This is a genomic window from Litchfieldia alkalitelluris, assembly GCF_002019645.1.
GTDB classification, from domain to species: domain Bacteria; phylum Bacillota; class Bacilli; order Bacillales; family Bacillaceae_L; genus Litchfieldia; species Litchfieldia alkalitelluris.
In genome coordinates this window covers 2,841,792-2,858,006 of the sequence record NZ_KV917374.1, presented here as the reverse complement: position 1 = coordinate 2,858,006, position 16,215 = coordinate 2,841,792, and the positions used below count along the sequence as shown (strand labels likewise).

23 protein-coding genes are annotated in these 16,215 nt (G+C 32.4%); 10 read left to right on the top strand and 13 right to left on the bottom strand.

The annotated features are described in order from the left end of the window. Positions 1 to 210 precede the first annotated feature (210 nt). From BK579_RS13265 to glsA, 3 genes are read left to right on the top strand one after another with little or no spacing between them, the layout of a single operon-like run. Positions 211 to 1,056, top strand: coding sequence for a processed acidic surface protein (locus tag BK579_RS13265; protein WP_078546181.1), 846 nt, complete (start codon positions 211 to 213; stop codon positions 1,054 to 1,056). Position 1,057: 1 nt separating this feature from the next. Continuing rightward, positions 1,058 to 1,705, top strand: a complete 648-nt coding sequence (locus tag BK579_RS13260; protein ID WP_078546179.1) for a class D sortase — start codon at positions 1,058 to 1,060, stop codon at positions 1,703 to 1,705. After that, positions 1,686 to 2,615 carry a glutaminase A gene (glsA, locus tag BK579_RS13255; protein WP_078546177.1) on the top strand — a complete coding sequence of 310 codons (930 nt, stop codon included), beginning with the start codon at positions 1,686 to 1,688 and terminating at the stop codon, positions 2,613 to 2,615. Before BK579_RS13260 ends, glsA begins: the two co-directional genes overlap by 20 nt. A 126-nt stretch (positions 2,616 to 2,741) precedes the next feature. Here glsA and BK579_RS13250 read toward each other — a convergent pair whose 3' ends face one another. After that, entirely contained in the window at positions 2,742 to 3,236 is a 495-nt protein-coding gene (locus BK579_RS13250; protein ID WP_078546175.1) for an arsinothricin resistance N-acetyltransferase ArsN1 family A, read from the bottom strand. A gap of 207 nt (positions 3,237 to 3,443) precedes the next feature. Here BK579_RS13250 and BK579_RS25615 point away from each other — a divergent pair, with 207 nt between their 5' ends. After that, on the top strand, positions 3,444 to 3,599 hold the full coding sequence (locus BK579_RS25615) for a hypothetical protein (RefSeq protein ID WP_169891134.1): 156 nt from the start codon (positions 3,444 to 3,446) through the stop codon (positions 3,597 to 3,599). A gap of 313 nt (positions 3,600 to 3,912) precedes the next feature. Here BK579_RS25615 and BK579_RS13245 read toward each other — a convergent pair whose 3' ends face one another. From BK579_RS13245 to BK579_RS13205, 8 genes are all read right to left on the bottom strand, one after another. Then, a complete protein-coding gene (locus BK579_RS13245; protein ID WP_078546173.1) occupies positions 3,913 to 4,359 on the bottom strand; it encodes a hypothetical protein in 447 nt (148 codons plus the stop codon). Positions 4,360 to 4,652: 293 nt separating this feature from the next. After that, the gene (locus tag BK579_RS13235) at positions 4,653 to 5,549 is read right to left on the bottom strand and encodes an ABC transporter permease subunit (protein WP_078546169.1); all 897 of its coding nucleotides are present in this window, start codon (positions 5,547 to 5,549) and stop codon (positions 4,653 to 4,655) included. Position 5,550: 1 nt separating this feature from the next. Then, positions 5,551 to 6,174, bottom strand: a complete 624-nt coding sequence (locus tag BK579_RS13230) for an ABC transporter permease subunit (RefSeq protein WP_078546167.1) — start codon at positions 6,172 to 6,174, stop codon at positions 5,551 to 5,553. Further along, on the bottom strand, positions 6,159 to 6,404 hold the full coding sequence (locus BK579_RS13225) for a hypothetical protein (protein WP_078546165.1): 246 nt from the start codon (positions 6,402 to 6,404) through the stop codon (positions 6,159 to 6,161). The genes BK579_RS13230 and BK579_RS13225 overlap by 16 nt, the downstream gene beginning before the upstream one ends. A 172-nt stretch (positions 6,405 to 6,576) precedes the next feature. Beyond that, positions 6,577 to 6,870 (bottom strand): putative quinol monooxygenase, encoded by a 294-nt coding sequence (locus BK579_RS13220; protein ID WP_078546164.1) that lies wholly within the window; start codon positions 6,868 to 6,870, stop codon positions 6,577 to 6,579. A 73-nt stretch (positions 6,871 to 6,943) separates the two neighbouring features. Then, positions 6,944 to 8,110 carry an FtsW/RodA/SpoVE family cell cycle protein gene (locus BK579_RS13215; protein WP_078546163.1) on the bottom strand — a complete coding sequence of 389 codons (1,167 nt, stop codon included), beginning with the start codon at positions 8,108 to 8,110 and terminating at the stop codon, positions 6,944 to 6,946. A gap of 101 nt (positions 8,111 to 8,211) precedes the next feature. Next, positions 8,212 to 8,580: a YetF domain-containing protein gene (locus BK579_RS13210; RefSeq protein ID WP_235848573.1), complete on the bottom strand. Its 369-nt coding sequence runs from the start codon at positions 8,578 to 8,580 to the stop codon at positions 8,212 to 8,214. Positions 8,581 to 8,623: 43 nt separating this feature from the next. Further along, the gene (locus BK579_RS13205) at positions 8,624 to 8,884 is read right to left on the bottom strand and encodes a DUF421 domain-containing protein (protein WP_078546161.1); all 261 of its coding nucleotides are present in this window, start codon (positions 8,882 to 8,884) and stop codon (positions 8,624 to 8,626) included. Positions 8,885 to 9,037: 153 nt separating this feature from the next. On the opposite strand from BK579_RS13205, the gene BK579_RS13200 reads away from it, so the two are divergent. After that, on the top strand, positions 9,038 to 10,540 hold the full coding sequence (locus BK579_RS13200) for an HD-GYP domain-containing protein (RefSeq protein WP_235848422.1): 1,503 nt from the start codon (positions 9,038 to 9,040) through the stop codon (positions 10,538 to 10,540). A 287-nt stretch (positions 10,541 to 10,827) separates the two neighbouring features. Continuing rightward, positions 10,828 to 11,118 (top strand): DUF6509 family protein, encoded by a 291-nt coding sequence (locus tag BK579_RS13195; protein ID WP_328589274.1) that lies wholly within the window; start codon positions 10,828 to 10,830, stop codon positions 11,116 to 11,118. Positions 11,119 to 11,195: 77 nt separating this feature from the next. Here BK579_RS13195 and BK579_RS13190 read toward each other — a convergent pair whose 3' ends face one another. Beyond that, positions 11,196 to 11,666, bottom strand: a complete 471-nt coding sequence (locus BK579_RS13190) for a hypothetical protein (protein WP_078546159.1) — start codon at positions 11,664 to 11,666, stop codon at positions 11,196 to 11,198. Positions 11,667 to 12,052: 386 nt separating this feature from the next. On the opposite strand from BK579_RS13190, the gene BK579_RS13185 reads away from it, so the two are divergent. The 4 genes from BK579_RS13185 (at position 12,053) to BK579_RS25610 (ending at position 13,316) form a co-directional block, all read left to right on the top strand. After that, entirely contained in the window at positions 12,053 to 12,529 is a 477-nt protein-coding gene (locus tag BK579_RS13185; RefSeq protein WP_078546158.1) for an Hsp20/alpha crystallin family protein, read from the top strand. A 136-nt stretch (positions 12,530 to 12,665) separates the two neighbouring features. After that, positions 12,666 to 12,872: a hypothetical protein gene (locus BK579_RS13180; protein ID WP_078546157.1), complete on the top strand. Its 207-nt coding sequence runs from the start codon at positions 12,666 to 12,668 to the stop codon at positions 12,870 to 12,872. An 18-nt stretch (positions 12,873 to 12,890) separates the two neighbouring features. Beyond that, positions 12,891 to 13,142 (top strand): sigma-G-dependent sporulation-specific acid-soluble spore protein CsgA, encoded by a 252-nt coding sequence (locus BK579_RS13175; RefSeq protein WP_078546156.1) that lies wholly within the window; start codon positions 12,891 to 12,893, stop codon positions 13,140 to 13,142. A 21-nt stretch (positions 13,143 to 13,163) separates the two neighbouring features. Beyond that, positions 13,164 to 13,316 (top strand): hypothetical protein, encoded by a 153-nt coding sequence (locus BK579_RS25610; protein ID WP_169891133.1) that lies wholly within the window; start codon positions 13,164 to 13,166, stop codon positions 13,314 to 13,316. A 109-nt stretch (positions 13,317 to 13,425) separates the two neighbouring features. Here the strand turns inward: BK579_RS25610 and BK579_RS13170 are convergent, their stop codons facing one another. The 3 genes from BK579_RS13170 to BK579_RS13160 form a co-directional block, all read right to left on the bottom strand. Beyond that, entirely contained in the window at positions 13,426 to 14,076 is a 651-nt protein-coding gene (locus BK579_RS13170; protein WP_078546155.1) for a hypothetical protein, read from the bottom strand. 203 nt (positions 14,077 to 14,279) lie between these two features. Further along, positions 14,280 to 14,453: a DUF3934 family protein gene (locus BK579_RS13165; protein ID WP_078546154.1), complete on the bottom strand. Its 174-nt coding sequence runs from the start codon at positions 14,451 to 14,453 to the stop codon at positions 14,280 to 14,282. A gap of 294 nt (positions 14,454 to 14,747) precedes the next feature. Continuing rightward, the gene (locus BK579_RS13160; protein ID WP_235848421.1) at positions 14,748 to 16,043 is read right to left on the bottom strand and encodes an MFS transporter; all 1,296 of its coding nucleotides are present in this window, start codon (positions 16,041 to 16,043) and stop codon (positions 14,748 to 14,750) included. Positions 16,044 to 16,215: the final 172 nt, after the last annotated feature.

Sequence of the window (16,215 nt, the reverse complement as noted above, 5' to 3'; positions counted from 1 at the left end):
CATATTTCCAATACCCTCTTTTTATTTTGATGAATTATTTTCCTTACTTATGACAAAATACCAACGAAGTTAATTTTTGCATTTGGAGGTATTAAAGTGAAAAAAGTTTTTGCATTATTGAGTGCCGTACTTATTTTAACATCGAGCTTAACTGTAGTTCCTACTTCTGCAGCTCCACCTCAAAATCAAGTTAATTAATTAGTAAATGAGATGGGTTGGACTGTGGAAGAATTAGAGAGTTATCTTGAGTACTATGAGTTAACCCTTAATGACTTTTCGACTATTGAAGAACTTGAAGATTTTCTAGGAACACCTATTACTGATGAGAATTTAGCCCAACTATTACTAGATTATGACATGAGCCGGGCTGAACTTGATGAACTGTTGGCTGGTTTTGGTGAAACTGTAGATGATTATTGGTTTATAGAAGAATTAGATGTATCAATAGACTTTTACTTAAATCATGATGAGTATATGAAGGAAGCTGAGGATATCCTTGCAACAATGGGTTTAACTGAAGAAGAAGAAGTGGATCGTTTCTTTAATCACTTAATGGTGCTTGATGAAACAGTATTAGAGGAACAAATGGCATCCGTTTCATCTAGGCTTGAGCCATATTTAGCTATGAATCCTGAAGAAGAGCTAACCTCAGAGCAAATCCAAGAACTATCTGGAATATGGTCGGAGATGATGACTCTTCTTAATTTAAATCCTAAATATTATTTAATAGATGAAACCGACACTAGAAGAGAAGTAAACTTTGCAGAACTTTTAGCAATGGAAACATTAAATGGTGAAAGTGTCTTTTTAGAGCTATATGATCAAACAGGAGAACTTATTTTAGATATGCAACTTTCTGAAGATATGTTAACATCTGACTTTATCTTCGAAGGTGCAGAACAATTATCTGAAGTAGGTGAATTAGCCGGTGAGTTAACCAATATTAAACATGAACAACTGCCTAATCCTGCATCACCATTTCTATTAAATATCGTTTTAGGAATGATTGTTTTACTAACTGGTTTTATCATTCCTAGAAAGAAAGTTAGCATTTAACATGAAAAAAGTTGGTTTGCTTCTAATTATATCGGGCATCATTCTCATTAGCTGGAATGCGTATGCATTTTGTTTAGGTTATTTCTCTTATACGAAAACACCACCTAAACAGACTCAACTAGTAGAAGACAGTCCAAGCGAAGAGGTTATAAATCAACATCTCTATGCTGACATACCGACTAATGGAGAAAAAATAGGTGATTTATTTATACCACGATTGGAAAAAACATTCCCTATTTTTCAAGGTACGGATCATGAAACACTAAAAAAAGGGATTGGGCACTTTTCACGAAGTGTTCTTCCTGGCGAAAAGAATAACTCTGTTTTATCTGGACATCGAGATACTGTTTTTAGAGGTCTCAAGGACCTTGAGTTACATGACCATTTCGTTGTAAGTACTATAGCAGGAGAATTTATATATAAAATTAAAAAAATTAGAATTGTTGATGCCGATGATCATACAGTTATCAAACCAAAACCAAGGAGTACACTTACACTGACAACATGTTATCCATTTTACTTCTTAGGAGATGCCCCTCAAAGGTATATCATTGTAAGTGAACTAATCTCAGGTAAAGAACGGAAAAAAAATGCAAGTGCTTTTCAAAGTATAAGAAACGGGGATAATTATGCAATGCCGATCCAGTAATGATTTAATACAGTTTGTAACTGAAGCAAAATCAGTTATTAAAAATGGAAAAGTAGCAGATTATATACCTGCACTTGGTAGAGCCAAAAGAGATGACTTTTCTATAGCAATCCACTATCCGGATGGAAATTGTATCTCTGCTGGTGATATTGAAAAACAATTCACTCTACAAAGTATTTCAAAAGTAATAAGTTTAGCGCTTGTTTTGATTGATCGAGGCCCTGATTTCGTGTTTGAACGTGTGGGTATGGAGCCAACAGGCGATCCTTTCAATTCAATTGCAAAGCTTGAAACAATGGCACCCGCTAAACCTTTAAATCCGATGATCAATGCAGGAGCCCTTGTTGTTACACACATGCTAAAAGGGAATTCGGTGGAGGAGCGCTTTAGTCGACTTTTAACATTTATTCAAGAGCTATCAAACGATCCATCTGTTAGCTATTCAACGGAAGTTGCTTACTCTGAGTTTGAAACAGCAGATTTAAATCGTGCTCTTTGCTACTTTTTAAAGCAGCATCAGATTATAAATGAAGATGTAGAGCAATTACTAAAATTGTATACAAAACAATGTGCAATCGAAATGAATTGTTTAGATTTAGCGCGGATTGGCATGATATTTGCTATGGATGGTAGAGACCCTTTAAACGGCAAACAAATTATTCCTATAGATATAGCGAGGATTTGCAAGACCTTTATGGTAACATGTGGGATGTATAATTCGTCCGGTGAGTTTGCAATTAAAGTAGGCATTCCTGCCAAAAGTGGAGTATCTGGGGGGATTATGGGGTCAGTACCTGGAAAGTTCGGAATAGGCATCTTCGGCCCAGCCCTAGATGAAAAGGGAAATAGTATTGCAGGAATAAGGTTGTTAGAGCTTTTGTCTAAAAATTATAACCTAAGTATGTTTTAATCCTTTAACCTCTTTTTTCTTTTGCGAAAAAGGAGGTTTTCTATTGTGGTTTCACCTCTCCCCATTGAGTATTCAAAAATAATTCCAGTTATTGTTGAAATAAAACAACCACTTAAGAAAGCCTTATCATAATATTTTTTCCATGGCCATTACATCTACAAGCTTTCCATCTAGTACGCCTTGGTTTAGAAAAACCCCTACTTCTCTATAACCATTCTTTTTATATAACGACTGTCCCACTAAATTAAAAGGAAATGTAAATAAAATTATTTTATGAAATTTATTCTCTTTGGCTAAGTTTTCAATCTTCGAAAGTAACTTTCCTCCAACCCCTTTTCCACGTGCTTCCCTCAGAATATATATCGATAAATCTGCAACACCATCATAAACACAACGACTATTATACTGATTTAAAGAAGCCCAACCAATGATTTCATCTTCATATTGTGCCACAATAAAACGATGTCTTCCCTTGTGTTTTTCATACCACTCCAACATATAAGATAGGTCTTTTTGGCCAACTTCTAATGTAGCAATTCGATCCTCAATTCCCTGGTTATAAATATATAGGATAGAAGATAAATCATCTTTTGTCCCTTCACGTATTAGTAACTCATCCATGTCTTATCCCCCATAAGTTTGTATTTATAAATAATATAATATTTTTCATTTATTTACGATATGTTAAACATTTGTGTTTAACATTTTTTAAAAAGGATGATAAAGAAAGTTGGAAAAACATAGCTTTTTTAATTCCCTCATAGGAATACATATATTATTTTTCTAAGGTGAATATTAAAAATTAAGACTACATAAGGAGGTTTTATTATGTCAAAACAAGGAAGACAAAACATCAATCAAACAAGATCACAAGTAGAAAAACAAGATGAAACAAATAGCCTTGAAATGGACCCTAATACACAAATAGGAAATTCTGAGCATCAAAGTCAAAAGAAAAGTGGTCGTCAGCGAAATAAAAAATAAATGGAAATACAAACATACTCTTTTAATTAAAGGACATACTATTATTGGTGTTTATTCACCTAAAACAGGCTTATGGAGGGAGAATCCTTTATGAATAATCTTTTAAGCTTAATTTCGTCTATTAGTTTTACGTTAAATTCACTGAGATATTTAGTACGTAAAATCGTTTATAGATTGAGCTGGTTATTAAGTAAACCATCTTATGTGTTAAGCTAGATTGATGTAAAGGAATCTCATCACCTGTTTAAAAAGGGGTAAGCTTAACGGCTTACCTCTCTAACTTAACTGGAAAAAACAGTAAAATATTTGTTGGTTAGTGGTAAAACTCACTAACCATTCTTCTCTCTAAAAGATCGTAATACCTAGACCGTGCATTTGCCCCAGAGCTTAGTTTAATTCTATTACCTGTTATGCCAAGAATTCTTACTGCTTCTCTTTGGTCAAACACATAATCTACATCAACCACCTCTCCATTCGGTTCAGTGATAAAAATTTTTACAATTCCATATAAATCTTCACCCTCAGTTCTACCTGCATAGACAACATAATGGGTAGAATTAGCAATACCTTCTGCAAAGTTTACAATTTTAACTCCTTCAAACATAAGGTTTTCTCCATCTTTAATCAAAAAATCTGATGTGATATCTTCATTATTAGAATGAATTAACTGTCTAAGGTGCTCCCCTAGTCTTTCAATTGATCCCGTATATATTGAAGAAAAAACAAGAACAAAAAGTGTTGCAAATACTATTAATTTCACAGATATTTTAGCCCTTTTTATCTTCTTCCGATGAGTTCCCCACTCCTTTTCAAACTCTCTTATATTCTTTTGTATCCTTATTTGCTTTGATTGATTGATCTTATATAAAGGTGGTTTTGGTAAGGAATTTTTATAGTCGTAGTTGGATTACATTTGCAATCACCTCTTCGTTCTCTATCAACAGTTCCTTCAATTTTCGAAATGCTCTGTAATAGGTCGTTTTTACTTTTGCCTCACTCGACGATTTCTCTATTGTCCATACACACTCCCCCATGAAACCAACTAACCTATCTTTATAGATACTTTGCACTTTTCATAAAATGCCTTTTTAACCCCTCACCAATCATACTAAAACTGAGCATTACATAAAACAATGCCAAGGCTGGAAAGAGTGGAATCCAAGGTGCATTATATAAAGACCACCTTGTAGAAGCAAGTAATGTTGCCCAATTATAACTTCCATTCTCCAGTTCAAACAAACCTCTACCTACTTCAACCATTTGTTGAGTCACAAAAATATTAAATAATCCCAGTTGACCAATTAATACTGTCACTTTCCCAAGATCCACAAAAAAACTGGTTATAATTCCTGGAAAGAAGTAAGGTATGTAATGGCGAATAATAATACCAAAATGATTATTGCCTTGTATCTTCGCTACTCGTATAAATTCTTTATTCGACAGATCATATGCTTGTTGTTGAAAAATATATGCTACTCGACCAATTTCAATAAAAGCTAAAATAAAGACACACCACACATATCGGTTATCAGAGAAAATCAGAAAAGGTAAATTAACCAAAATTATGGCTGCAACAAGAGTAGGAATACTTGTAAAAAATGTATTTAAGCTTACAACAAGCCAATGTGAAATCCCCCTTTTTTTAGATGCTACAAATGCTAAGGGAATCGCAATCAAGTACCGAATAAGAGTGATCAAGAAAATGATTAATAAGGTATCCTTTGTACCAATTACTAACATATCAAAAATTCCTCTTCCCTCGGTATCAGAACCGAAAATATATTCCTTATTAGGTGCAAAAGGAGCCTTTTCTACTGAGCCATCATCTTGAAATCTCATCCTATTAGGTTGTAAGTTTTCCTCTGAAGTGAGGATTGGTTCCAAGAAAATAGCCAATATCAAAAGTAAAAACATGCCCAAACCTATCCATAATAAGTAATTTGTGTTCATATCAATCCCTCCCTAAATGGCCAGTTGTTTTCTTTTTAACTATTAAACTTAGTAATTGAGCAAGGAATAATGGAATCATAAAACAAATCACAATTCCTAAAATTAACGGAGCCTCTACCGTTCCGAATGAGCCTTGTAAATATACTTGATTTTCATGACCTATTGCCTTAAACAAACGATAGGCAGCTCCTTTGTAATCCATAAGCCACTCAATGATAAGAAGATTAAACATGATATAAAGCATCACTGAAGGTATATGGCTAGAAAGAATACTAGCTGAATTTTTCATCATATGTCTAAACAAAATATAGTCCCTCGTAAAGCCTTTTGAAAAGGCTACTTGAGTATAGTACTCCCCAGCTTCTTGTTCTAAAGCTTCTCTAGTTACATTGGCAAAATACATGGTAGGATGAATTGAAATTAAAATTGAAGGTAGTAAAAAATTGTACCATTGTTCATGTCCAAAGACGTCAACTGACCTGAGATTATAGATAATAAACCATTGAATTAAAATAATTAGTAAGAAGACTGCTAAACTTAACAACAGAGTAAATAACGAAAAAAGAATGAATGAAAGCCCTAGCAGAGAGTAGCTCTTCCCAAAAAGTTTTAAAGCTTCTTCCATTGCTGGTGTTTTTGTCTCATAGACCACTCCAAAATCAAAAGAGGTCGCTCTTTCAGTAATATAGTTTTGAGATTTTGAAAATATTCTCTCATGGAGAAATGATAATTCACACTAAATTTATTAATCTCTACTTGATTTGTTTCTCTTGGGAACATAACAACCAACATCATTGCAACAATAACCAAACAATATATACACAAGAGTTTAATCATTTGAATCACTAATTTCATTTTCTCCCCCCCATACAGCCTGCAAAAAACACTCTTTATATATAGACGTAAAGACATTTAAACAATTTTCACTTTTTTTATAAAAACAAAAAAATGTCTCCTTTGATTTAAAGAAGACATTTAAATAACCTTTACATATAAAATTTTTTAAAAGAATTCCATGGTAAACAACTTAGGCTAATGGGGTAGCCTCAAATTGTAACACTTTAGTCGGTTCCGAATAGAAATCCTTTGAGATCTTTCCCCATTCAGTAAAGTGAGGTGTTTGAAAGTGATATTCGATTGCTGCTTTATCCTTCCATTCCTCAAGCATCACAAAAGCATTTTGTTCAGTTGTTTCCTCGTATAATTTGTAACTAATATTCCCTTCTTCAGCTTGAGAATTCTTTACTAGGTCTCTTACTTTTTCGAGGAACTCCTCGCGATACTCCGGCTTAATTTTAATATACGCATGTATAATATTCATTTAATCTCTCCTCATCATTCTACTGTATATAAAATCTCAAAAAATTTACCACATGTCAAATTTATCGAGTATTTTACTCATCATTTCCAAACATGTATACCCTTGTCTTAGCTGATATATTTAATATCACACCTAGCGATAACAATGCAGCAAGAATTGAACTTCCTCCATAGCTAAGCAAAGGTAAAGGTATCCCAGTAATAGGAACAAGCCCAATAACCATACCGATATTTTCAAAAATATGAAAAGTAAACAATGATATTACTCCCGCTGCAATAAATGTTTCATATTCACCTTTATGAGATAAAGCAATAACAACAATTCTGTAAATTAATAAAAAGTACATTCCAATAACAAGGCTTGCACCTAAAAAACCAAATTTAGCAGCAATGATAGTAAATATAAAATCAGAATGTGCTTCAGGAATATTAATCTTTAACTCACTTCCTATCCCTGTCCCATAAATTGAACCAGTTCCTATGGTGAGAAGCGAATTTTTCAACTGATATCCAATATCAGAACCATATTTGAAAGGATCTAACCAAGAGTAGATACGGTTTAATTGATACGTATCTAATACTAAAAGTAAGCGTGCAGGTGAAGTTAAAAAGATAAATATAATCATCCCAAGGGTACCAGCACCTATAAATACGAAAAGTAATATGATCTTCCAATTCACACCAGAAACGAAAAGCATACCGATAGAAATAAAGGAAAGAACCATCGCTGTTCCTGCATCTTGTAGCAATACTAAGACGATGGGTGGAGCTGCTGTTAATATAATTTTAACAATTAATAGAAAATCACTAGATAAGCCTCCTGAGGATTCAGCGTGACTTTTATGTGAATGTATAACTTTAGCAAGCATTAATATTAGTAGAAGTTTCATAAATTCAGAAGGTTGCAATGATCCAAATCCAGGAATGACAAACCACGATTTAGCTCCTTTTATTGTTGGAGCGATTTTTTCAGGAGAAAACATTAACACAACTAAAAGGAGTACTCCAATTCCATAAAGATATGGTGAAATCTTCCTAATTTGTTCAAAATCAAAAATAAAGATTATTGCCATAAAACTCAGACCGAGTATGTACCAGATTAACTGTTTAATGACAAAGTTTTCATTGTATTGGCCCATTTGTTGTGCAAAGTATATTCCAATACCACTAATAAGCATAAATAAAAAAATAATAAATAATAAATTATAGTCAAATGTGTATCTTGGTTTACTTTCATTCATAATTTACATGTCCTTCTACCTTATTGTATTCAACTTCTATTTCGGCAAAAGACTGTAATATCCTTTAATTTAAACTCAAAATTTTTTTATCAAGATACCAATTACATTAAATCATCTCTAAGGTCAATGTATATATTACCTACTTGATCAATCTGTGCAAAAAAAACATCACTTATTCTAGAAATGTTATGTTGAAGTAGCACATTTTTAACCCAAGAAGCATCTTTTCCTAGTAAAGACAAGCTCTTCTGAAGAATCTTCCCATCAATTATAAAAGCTTGGGCTGTCCCTCTGCTTGATTGAACATTCATGATATCCTTTTGCATTACTCCTAAGAACTGCGGTTTTTTTAATATTGAAACAGTCCCATCCGTTTCAACCTGATCCACATAAAATACATCTTTCTTCCGTAAATTTGTAAGTAAACTGTCGGTTGTCATTCTTGTTTTCTTTAGCCCTTCTTCTAAAATTTGTCCATTCTTAATAAGGACGGTTGGCTCATCCTGGAGAACTTTACGTCCAATGAAGCTTTTTCAATGCGATAATATTTGTTAGAAACGTATAGAGGCAAAAAAGGCTTAAACCTAACATACCGATATAAATCGGAATATCCTTCATAAGCATTGAACTAGCAACAATTGAACCAATAGTAATTCCGGCAACGAAATCAAAAAAAGTCATTTGTGCAATCAATTTTTTGTTTAGGATCCGGCATAAAATATACAATACAACAAAGCCAGACGTAGTACGAACAACCATTTCAAAAGTGGTCATTTTACCACCCTCCTCACTGTTATATTGCTTATTTTTTCAATATTAATTCAATAATATTTAACGTGAAACTAAATTACATACCGTGTGAACAGGAATAATAGTTTATAATAGATGTTGTCAAATTGTATATTTATTGAAGGTAGGAAGCTTACATTGAAGACATTACATACATTTAAAAAACAGTTACTATATAATTATATTATTGGTTCATTCATTGCAATTTGTGGTGTTGGAGGAATTTTCATCTTTCTAACACTTGAACTTACGTTTGCCGAATTAATCTATATGATATTAATTATTATCATTTCCCTCACTATTATGTTGTTAGTTGAATATATTAAGTTTCAAAATGACCTCAAACCCATAATTAATATATACAACAAAACCAATTGTGATTATAAAGAATATCAAGAGATCTTCTATTATATTCATAGGTATCCATTTATAACTTTTAAGCGGGTAATTGGACCACATTTCTTAGGTTTATCCATTCCAGCTATAATCCTTTCTTATTTTTTGATTAAAATAGAATTACTTTCAATCCCATATCACTATATTTTATTAGCGTTGATTGGAGCAATTCTTGTTGCTGGAATGCACGCTATGATAGAATTATTCCTTACTATTAAAGCGATTCAACCTCTCCTTTTGGATATCGAAGTCAAAGTTCAAAGAGAATTAAATCGGCCCATATCGTTACAAGGGAAAACAATTATATCAATAAAAAGAAAATTCCAATTAAGCTTTATCTATATTACTGCATTTCCAATTCTTCTATTTAGCCTAGCTACTCAGGTACGTTTGGACATTGTTTCAGATAATAGAATTCAATACTGGAATTGGGCAATATTTATTATCTTACTGGCTCTTACCTTCGCCTATTTTGGTGCAAAGCTGTTATATTTAAATCTTAATCAACCTATAAATCAGCTTCAACATGCCATGAAAAATGTTCAACTTGGTAAATTGAATAAAACAGAGGAAATTTACTCAGATGAGTTTTCAACCTTAGTTAATGGTTTTAATCATATGATTGATGCTATTGTGGAGCGTGATAAAAAGAATATTCTTTTATTTGAAGGATTCCTAGAAAGTCTTTCTACGGCATTAGATGCTCGTGATCCATATACAGCTGGACATTCAATAAGGGTCGCCGACTATGCAGTTGCCATTGGTCACAAACTTGGTATAAATGACAAGGGACTTGAAATCTTAAAGAAATCTGCATTAATTCATGATATTGGCAAGATTGGTATATCAGATAAAGTCCTACTAAAGGATGGAAAATTATCAGATGAGGAATTTACAATGATTAAGAGCCATCCAGAGATTGGAGCAAGAATTTTAAGTCAAATGCAAGATTTCTCTAATTTAGAGACAATTATAGAAGGTGTATTATATCACCATGAGAGATATGATGGTTTTGGCTACCCTAAAGGAGTAAGTGGAGAGCAAATACCTTTATTCGGAAGAATTATTGCAGTTGCCGATGCATACGATGCAATGACATCAGACAGACCTTATCGAAAAGGGATGAGTTCAGAAAAGGCACTACAAATTTTGTTGAGTGGTAAAGGGACGCAATGGGATCCTCTGATTACTGATATATTTATAGGAACTATCAAAAAAAGGGTATTACAAAAAGGGCTGGCATAATAGGTAACAAGATAGAAGCCCAACACAAACATTAATAACATGCTTAAATGCTTATCAACTAAGGATATTTGATAGGCAGTTTTTGTTAAGATTATTCTTTATAATGTACTCATAGTCTAAAAGACGACGTGCTAGTGTTAAAACTTTAATGAAAACAAAGCTTACACAAGATGACTAAAAGTTTTAAACGGAGTTTAACAACTTTAAAAATTGAGCTTTCGGTGTATAATATAATAAGGATTTAGAGGAATTAAATCACTGATAAATTTATAAAAGGACTGAATGAGATGATTACAGTTGTTGAACACACAGTTGAAAAACTGATAGATCCTACAGGGATTCTTGGCGGAGATCGATACGAATTTATATTAAACCTAGAGGTACCTGAAGATGATGAGCTCTATTCTGATAATGGAATAAAAATTAAAGCTATTTATGTGATTGATGGATTTTATTCAAAACTAGCTCAATATTATATTATTGAGAGTGGTACGGAAGAAGTACTCGACTTTGAATTAGAAGAAGAAGAAGAAACGATGATTAAAGAGTATTGTGCACGACATATACCCTCAGAGTAAATTCCCAAAATCAATTCAAAAGCCCTTACATTTATTTTTGTAAAGGGCTTTTTATCATTTCGAGGAGATTAGGTTATTCAATTAACTGGGCTCATTTTCAAGAGAATAAGTCGAATTATATAGCCAACTAATAATCCTGGAATTACAAATAACATAGGTAGCCAAACAGGCCCTAATATATATCCAAACACCTTAATTTTATATGAATACATGAGACCTACTGTTACAGAATATGCTGCAAAGGCTAGTGGCAAATAACTAAATCTTTTTGTGATCCCTTGTCTTGAGTACTTATATGCATCCCAGATCGAGTACATATAAAAACAAGGATAAAACATTAACCACTGATAATTTGTTACATGTATTGCTCCTTCGATATCTCCTAAAAAACTTAACATAATTGCCGTGTTAAAATGGCTGTATACATTTATAATAACCTCAAAAAGAATTAAAACGATACCCTTTACAATATGTTTATTTAAAAATTGACCAAACCCCGGCACTGCTATACTCCATAAAACTGCTTCTAATGCTTTGTCTCTATTCATATTTTTATTTTCCTTTGTTTAAATCATTTTTGATTCTTATAACAATCACCCTCTTTTTACTCTTTACTCCCCTATGTCCAAGCAAAGACTTCATCAATTCTAGTTTCTAATGTAATTCTAAAAAAAGTCTGGATTCTATTTTTCATCTGATCACCTATGGAAGTTATATGTAAACTTATCATGTTGTAATATATAGTATTTTATGTATAAAATCTCTTTAATTTTTTGAAAAAACTAAGTCATACGGGTTGTTGAAAATACAGATTTAATGTTTATGAACAGTATCCTCAGGAAAGAAATTTTTATAGAACAATGATATTAGCCTAAGCAAACTGTTTAGCATTGAATACATTAATGATAGAAGATTCGCCTAAGGAGTGTGTCTAATGAAACAAGATAAAAATAATCACTTGCCTAAAAAAAATCACCAGCTATCAAATCCAATTATGAGATCAATGAATGAGTTCTTTAATCAAAAGCCAGTACAACGATTACTTGACTCAATTGATGATTTTTTTGAACAGCCTTTTCCAATTCCAACTATTCCTGTAGAAATGTATGAAACCGACCAGGATTTAATCATTACAGCTGATTTACCGGGTATTAAAAAGGAACAAATTAGTTTAGAGTACTCTTCCAGCTCAATTACTATTGCAGTTCAGCATACTGAAGATATTGAGGAGAAAAATGAAACTAATCCTTATTTTTTTAAAAAACAAACAATGAATTATTCATCAAGGCTAATTACTTTACCATATCCAGTAAATGAACGTTTAATAAAAGCTTCTTATAATAATGGTCAATTAAGAATTAGAGTTCCAAAACAGCCTAGACGCAAAATTGAAATAAGTGAAGAAAACTGATAAATAGTTACGTATATAGGTTATTTAGTATTCTTTAGTGCGCCTCCCGCGCACCTTTTTCTTTTTTATAACAACTACTTACTTACCTTACATACTTTTACTGATTGAATAGCACCCTATTTTTAGGAGGTGCATTATGACAAATCAAAAAAATAGTAAAGAAATGCCTGACTTTAAACAACTTAGCGATAGAATTATCGCGAACCCTAGTCCCGAGCCTTCACTTGTAATAAAAACCAATCTTGATCCAGTCAATGCAATTGATGATAATCCATATTTTGTTAAAGGGAAATCTGATGAGCAGGAGTTCTCTTCATATTTTAATGATAAAGATCAAGATTGAAAATTGGAGTGAGTAGAAATGATTAAAACTTTAGGATATTTGAGAGAATCGGTTTCGAATTATACTGATGAACAAACATTTGCCCAAAGTATTCAGAAAAAAATACTAAAAAATGATTACGGTAGCGAAATCGTATTTGTAAGGGATTTATCGGAGGATGAAGTTTCGTTTTTGAACAAAATTCTTCCAGATGAAATAAAATATGCTATGGAAGAAAAAGATTACAAGCGAGTTCAAGAGCTAAATGATGTGTATGAGTTGCTTTATTAACAAAATCAGAAGGTGCACAAAATGACTGAAAATAATCAAAATTTTAGTACTAAACGGTTTTCAAACACAAATGTTGAAGAAGTAAAGAGATTAAATGGAAAGTCAGGATTATCTTACAATGAAGTTCTTGAGTTACTAGCAAAAAACTATCAGGCAAATAAAGCTAAACACTAACAAAAAATAAGACTACACGATATACTATTAGTCTGAAAAAGAATAAATTAAATAACGCCCAGAGTTAAAATTATTAGCTCTGAGCGTTTCTCATGACCATTTGGTATGCTTACCACCCTATGTATCGAGCATCCCCGTTTCCGAATAATTTATCTGCAAGTAGATTACCTTCAAAATCTAGCGCTCGAATTGTCCATGTTTTCTCTGAATATTCATCAAAGACAAAAAAGGCATATTGATCAACCACCTCTTTTACTTGATAGCTCTCTGGATGTTTCTTGACAGTTTCCATATTAAATTTGTACGTGTCAGATGGGGAGATATCTTCCAAATGATTACCAACCACAATATAGTTTATATTATGATTATTAGATTTAACTCCAACCATAAAACCATCTTCTTCATCATTTCCAAAACCAGCTGCAACGAATGGTTCACTTCCTTCAATGAGATAATCAGAAGTACCACCTGAATAATGATATAAGAATCCAAGACTTCGATTTATCTTAGCCAAGCCAAATGTATTATTTTGATCCTCATATAATACGGCTTTACCATATACTGTATTGATGCTTTTAATAACATTAGAACCCATAGGAAGTGCACTTGATGCTGTAAAACGAAAACCAAATAATAATAAAACTCCAATGATTATTGCGAAAATGATTATAATAAATTTCAACGGATTTTTCTTTTTTAACATTAAATAAATTATAAATGTAATCAAACCTATTATTATTAAAATTAATAAACTATACATATGAGAGCCACCTTTTAGACAGTTAAACCACTGTATATAAAACTTTAAAAACATCTTCATCAAGGAAAATCATCGAAATAAGCGTATCCGTTATGAAGATACGCCTACCTACTAAAAATTCATATCCTCTATGTAACCTACCTCTATAAATTGTTTGGTTAGCAACAATCTTTCAGAAAAGAGCCTGATTTAAATAACAGTTCCTATTTTTCAGAGGAATCATCGTTATTAACTTTTATAGCACCTTCACGATTTTTAACACCTTTACTTTTATAAGGTTTAGCACTTTTTGCCTTTTTTGCACTAGCCTGCCAACGATTCCACCCTTTCTTACCTGTACCTCTGCCTGTTCCACCTTTACTCTTAGATCCACTCATAAAATCATCTCCATCAATTATTGGACATTAATGTACCTGTCACTAGTTATAGTCTTATCAAATTAATTCCTAAAAAGCCAAAATTATATTTACATAACATAAATATTGTTTGTAACATTATTTTAACATATATCCCTTTTCAACGTTAAAAGGTGATATTGTTTAGAATCTTTTATGCATTTGACAAAAGTTAGCCATCTTGTTACAAGGCTGTTTCCTGATAAAACACTGTACCACCGGAAATGAAAATAAGCAGGTCGATTAATGATAATCAATCTGCTTATTTTTTCATATCTAGATGGTTAACTCTATCTTTTTATCTGTTTTAGATTTCTTATCAATAGTCAAAACAACTACTAAAAACAACAATCCACCAATCAAACGAATTGAAGCGGAAGTAATCATCGCAAAACTCATGCTAGCCATTTCTAGAAGTAACACACCAAACTGAGGAGCAATAAAGCCAATTCCACCCAGAATGATGTTGTAGTTCGCTAAGAAAGCAGTGCGATCATTTTCTGGAGACACATGCAGAAGTTGATTAAAGAGAAGCATGACTGTCCCTGCTACAAATATTCCCATAAAAAAGTTAATAACAACTAAATATACAAGATTTGTTGAAAGAATAGTTAAAATCGGGGCAACTGCCATTCCAATTCCTGCTACAAAAAGCATCACTGAATTTCCCCATTTATCTGCTTTCTTCGCCCACCACTTATAACTTAATATTTGTGAAATTTGGTTGGCAACAGCAAATAAACTAATCCATATAGCAGTAGCGTTAGCATCATTTATTTGGTAGATGGAAAAAAGAGGCCATGCCATTTGCCAACCGAAGTTGAATATAACTGCACAAACTAAAAACGTAATATACTTTTTTTCCTTCATTAACTTCTTTATTAAAACTGTAGGTGACTGTCTCTCCTTTTTAACAACTTTAACCCGCTTTTTCTCTATATGCTTTAATAGAAAATATACTTCAAGTACTCCAAACAAAAAACCTAGTAAAAATAGTCCTTGGTATGGGTAGGCCGCATCTTTTTCAAAAAAGTTAAGTGAAATACCTGTAGAAAATGTAACAACCATACCAACTATGGTTAAGATTCTACTTCTCTCACTAAAAAATTGACCCCTCCTACTGTCTGGTATTATATCTCCAATAAAGGATTGCCACGATAGAGTAGTGATGGCGGTAGGTAAATTCATTAACGCTATGATGACAACAAGAATCCATGCTTGTTGAGCAAAGGTTATAAACGGGATAAATATTAGTAACAATAGAAAAAATCTTGCGACCAATAAGGTCATTGCAGTAAATTTCTTTTTTGATTCCAATTTATTGATCCATATAGCTCCTGGAATCATGGCAATCATACTCATTAGTGGTGGTAATGAACTAAGCAGACCAATTTGCTGATTGCTTGCACCTAGTACCCCAATGGCAAATAAAGGAATAAAGCTCGTTATAAAACTATTTGTAATAATAGAAGCAGCACCGTTCCAAATACTGATTTTTTCATTATATTTGATTACTTTTGCAGAATATTCCATCTGTAAACTCTCAACTTCTTTCGACCCTTTTTTCGGCACACGAAATGTTCCTAGATGGAGTTTACTCCTTTCATGGAAAAGTTGCAATAAGCAATTTTAGTATTGTTTTGACAAATACAATTTCAATGTAAATTTATGTTCTATTTGTATTCGTTTCTCAAAATTATCAGATAAAAATAGTGCTATGTACAAGAAGTAAAAAATTCTGTAC

Bases quoted from the DNA above. Each gene is read 5' to 3' on its own strand.
- BK579_RS13260 (WP_078546179.1), top strand. From the start codon at position 1,058: ATGAAAAAAGTTGGTTTGCTTCTAATTATATCGGGCATCATTCTCATT.
- BK579_RS13195 (WP_328589274.1), top strand. From the start codon at position 10,828: ATGATTACAGTTGTTGAACACACAGTTGAAAAACTGATAGATCCTACA.
- BK579_RS13165 (WP_078546154.1), bottom strand. From the start codon at position 14,453: ATGAGTGGATCTAAGAGTAAAGGTGGAACAGGCAGAGGTACAGGTAAG.
- glsA (WP_078546177.1), top strand. From the start codon at position 1,686: ATGCAATGCCGATCCAGTAATGATTTAATACAGTTTGTAACTGAAGCA.
- BK579_RS13170 (WP_078546155.1), bottom strand. From the start codon at position 14,076: ATGTATAGTTTATTAATTTTAATAATAATAGGTTTGATTACATTTATA.
- BK579_RS13205 (WP_078546161.1), bottom strand. From the start codon at position 8,884: ATGACCACTTTTGAAATGGTTGTTCGTACTACGTCTGGCTTTGTTGTA.
- BK579_RS13215 (WP_078546163.1), bottom strand. From the start codon at position 8,110: ATGAATGAAAGTAAACCAAGATACACATTTGACTATAATTTATTATTT.
- BK579_RS13220 (WP_078546164.1), bottom strand. From the start codon at position 6,870: ATGAATATTATACATGCGTATATTAAAATTAAGCCGGAGTATCGCGAG.
- BK579_RS13175 (WP_078546156.1), top strand. From the start codon at position 12,891: ATGATTAAAACTTTAGGATATTTGAGAGAATCGGTTTCGAATTATACT.
- BK579_RS13250 (WP_078546175.1), bottom strand. From the start codon at position 3,236: ATGGATGAGTTACTAATACGTGAAGGGACAAAAGATGATTTATCTTCT.
- BK579_RS25615 (WP_169891134.1), top strand. From the start codon at position 3,444: ATGTCAAAACAAGGAAGACAAAACATCAATCAAACAAGATCACAAGTA.
- BK579_RS13265 (WP_078546181.1), top strand. From the start codon at position 211: ATGGGTTGGACTGTGGAAGAATTAGAGAGTTATCTTGAGTACTATGAG.
- BK579_RS13180 (WP_078546157.1), top strand. From the start codon at position 12,666: ATGACAAATCAAAAAAATAGTAAAGAAATGCCTGACTTTAAACAACTT.
- BK579_RS13185 (WP_078546158.1), top strand. From the start codon at position 12,053: ATGAAACAAGATAAAAATAATCACTTGCCTAAAAAAAATCACCAGCTA.
- BK579_RS13230 (WP_078546167.1), bottom strand. From the start codon at position 6,174: ATGGAAGAAGCTTTAAAACTTTTTGGGAAGAGCTACTCTCTGCTAGGG.
- BK579_RS13190 (WP_078546159.1), bottom strand. From the start codon at position 11,666: ATGAATAGAGACAAAGCATTAGAAGCAGTTTTATGGAGTATAGCAGTG.
- BK579_RS13235 (WP_078546169.1), bottom strand. From the start codon at position 5,549: ATGAACACAAATTACTTATTATGGATAGGTTTGGGCATGTTTTTACTT.
- BK579_RS13225 (WP_078546165.1), bottom strand. From the start codon at position 6,404: ATGAAATTAGTGATTCAAATGATTAAACTCTTGTGTATATATTGTTTG.
- BK579_RS25610 (WP_169891133.1), top strand. From the start codon at position 13,164: ATGACTGAAAATAATCAAAATTTTAGTACTAAACGGTTTTCAAACACA.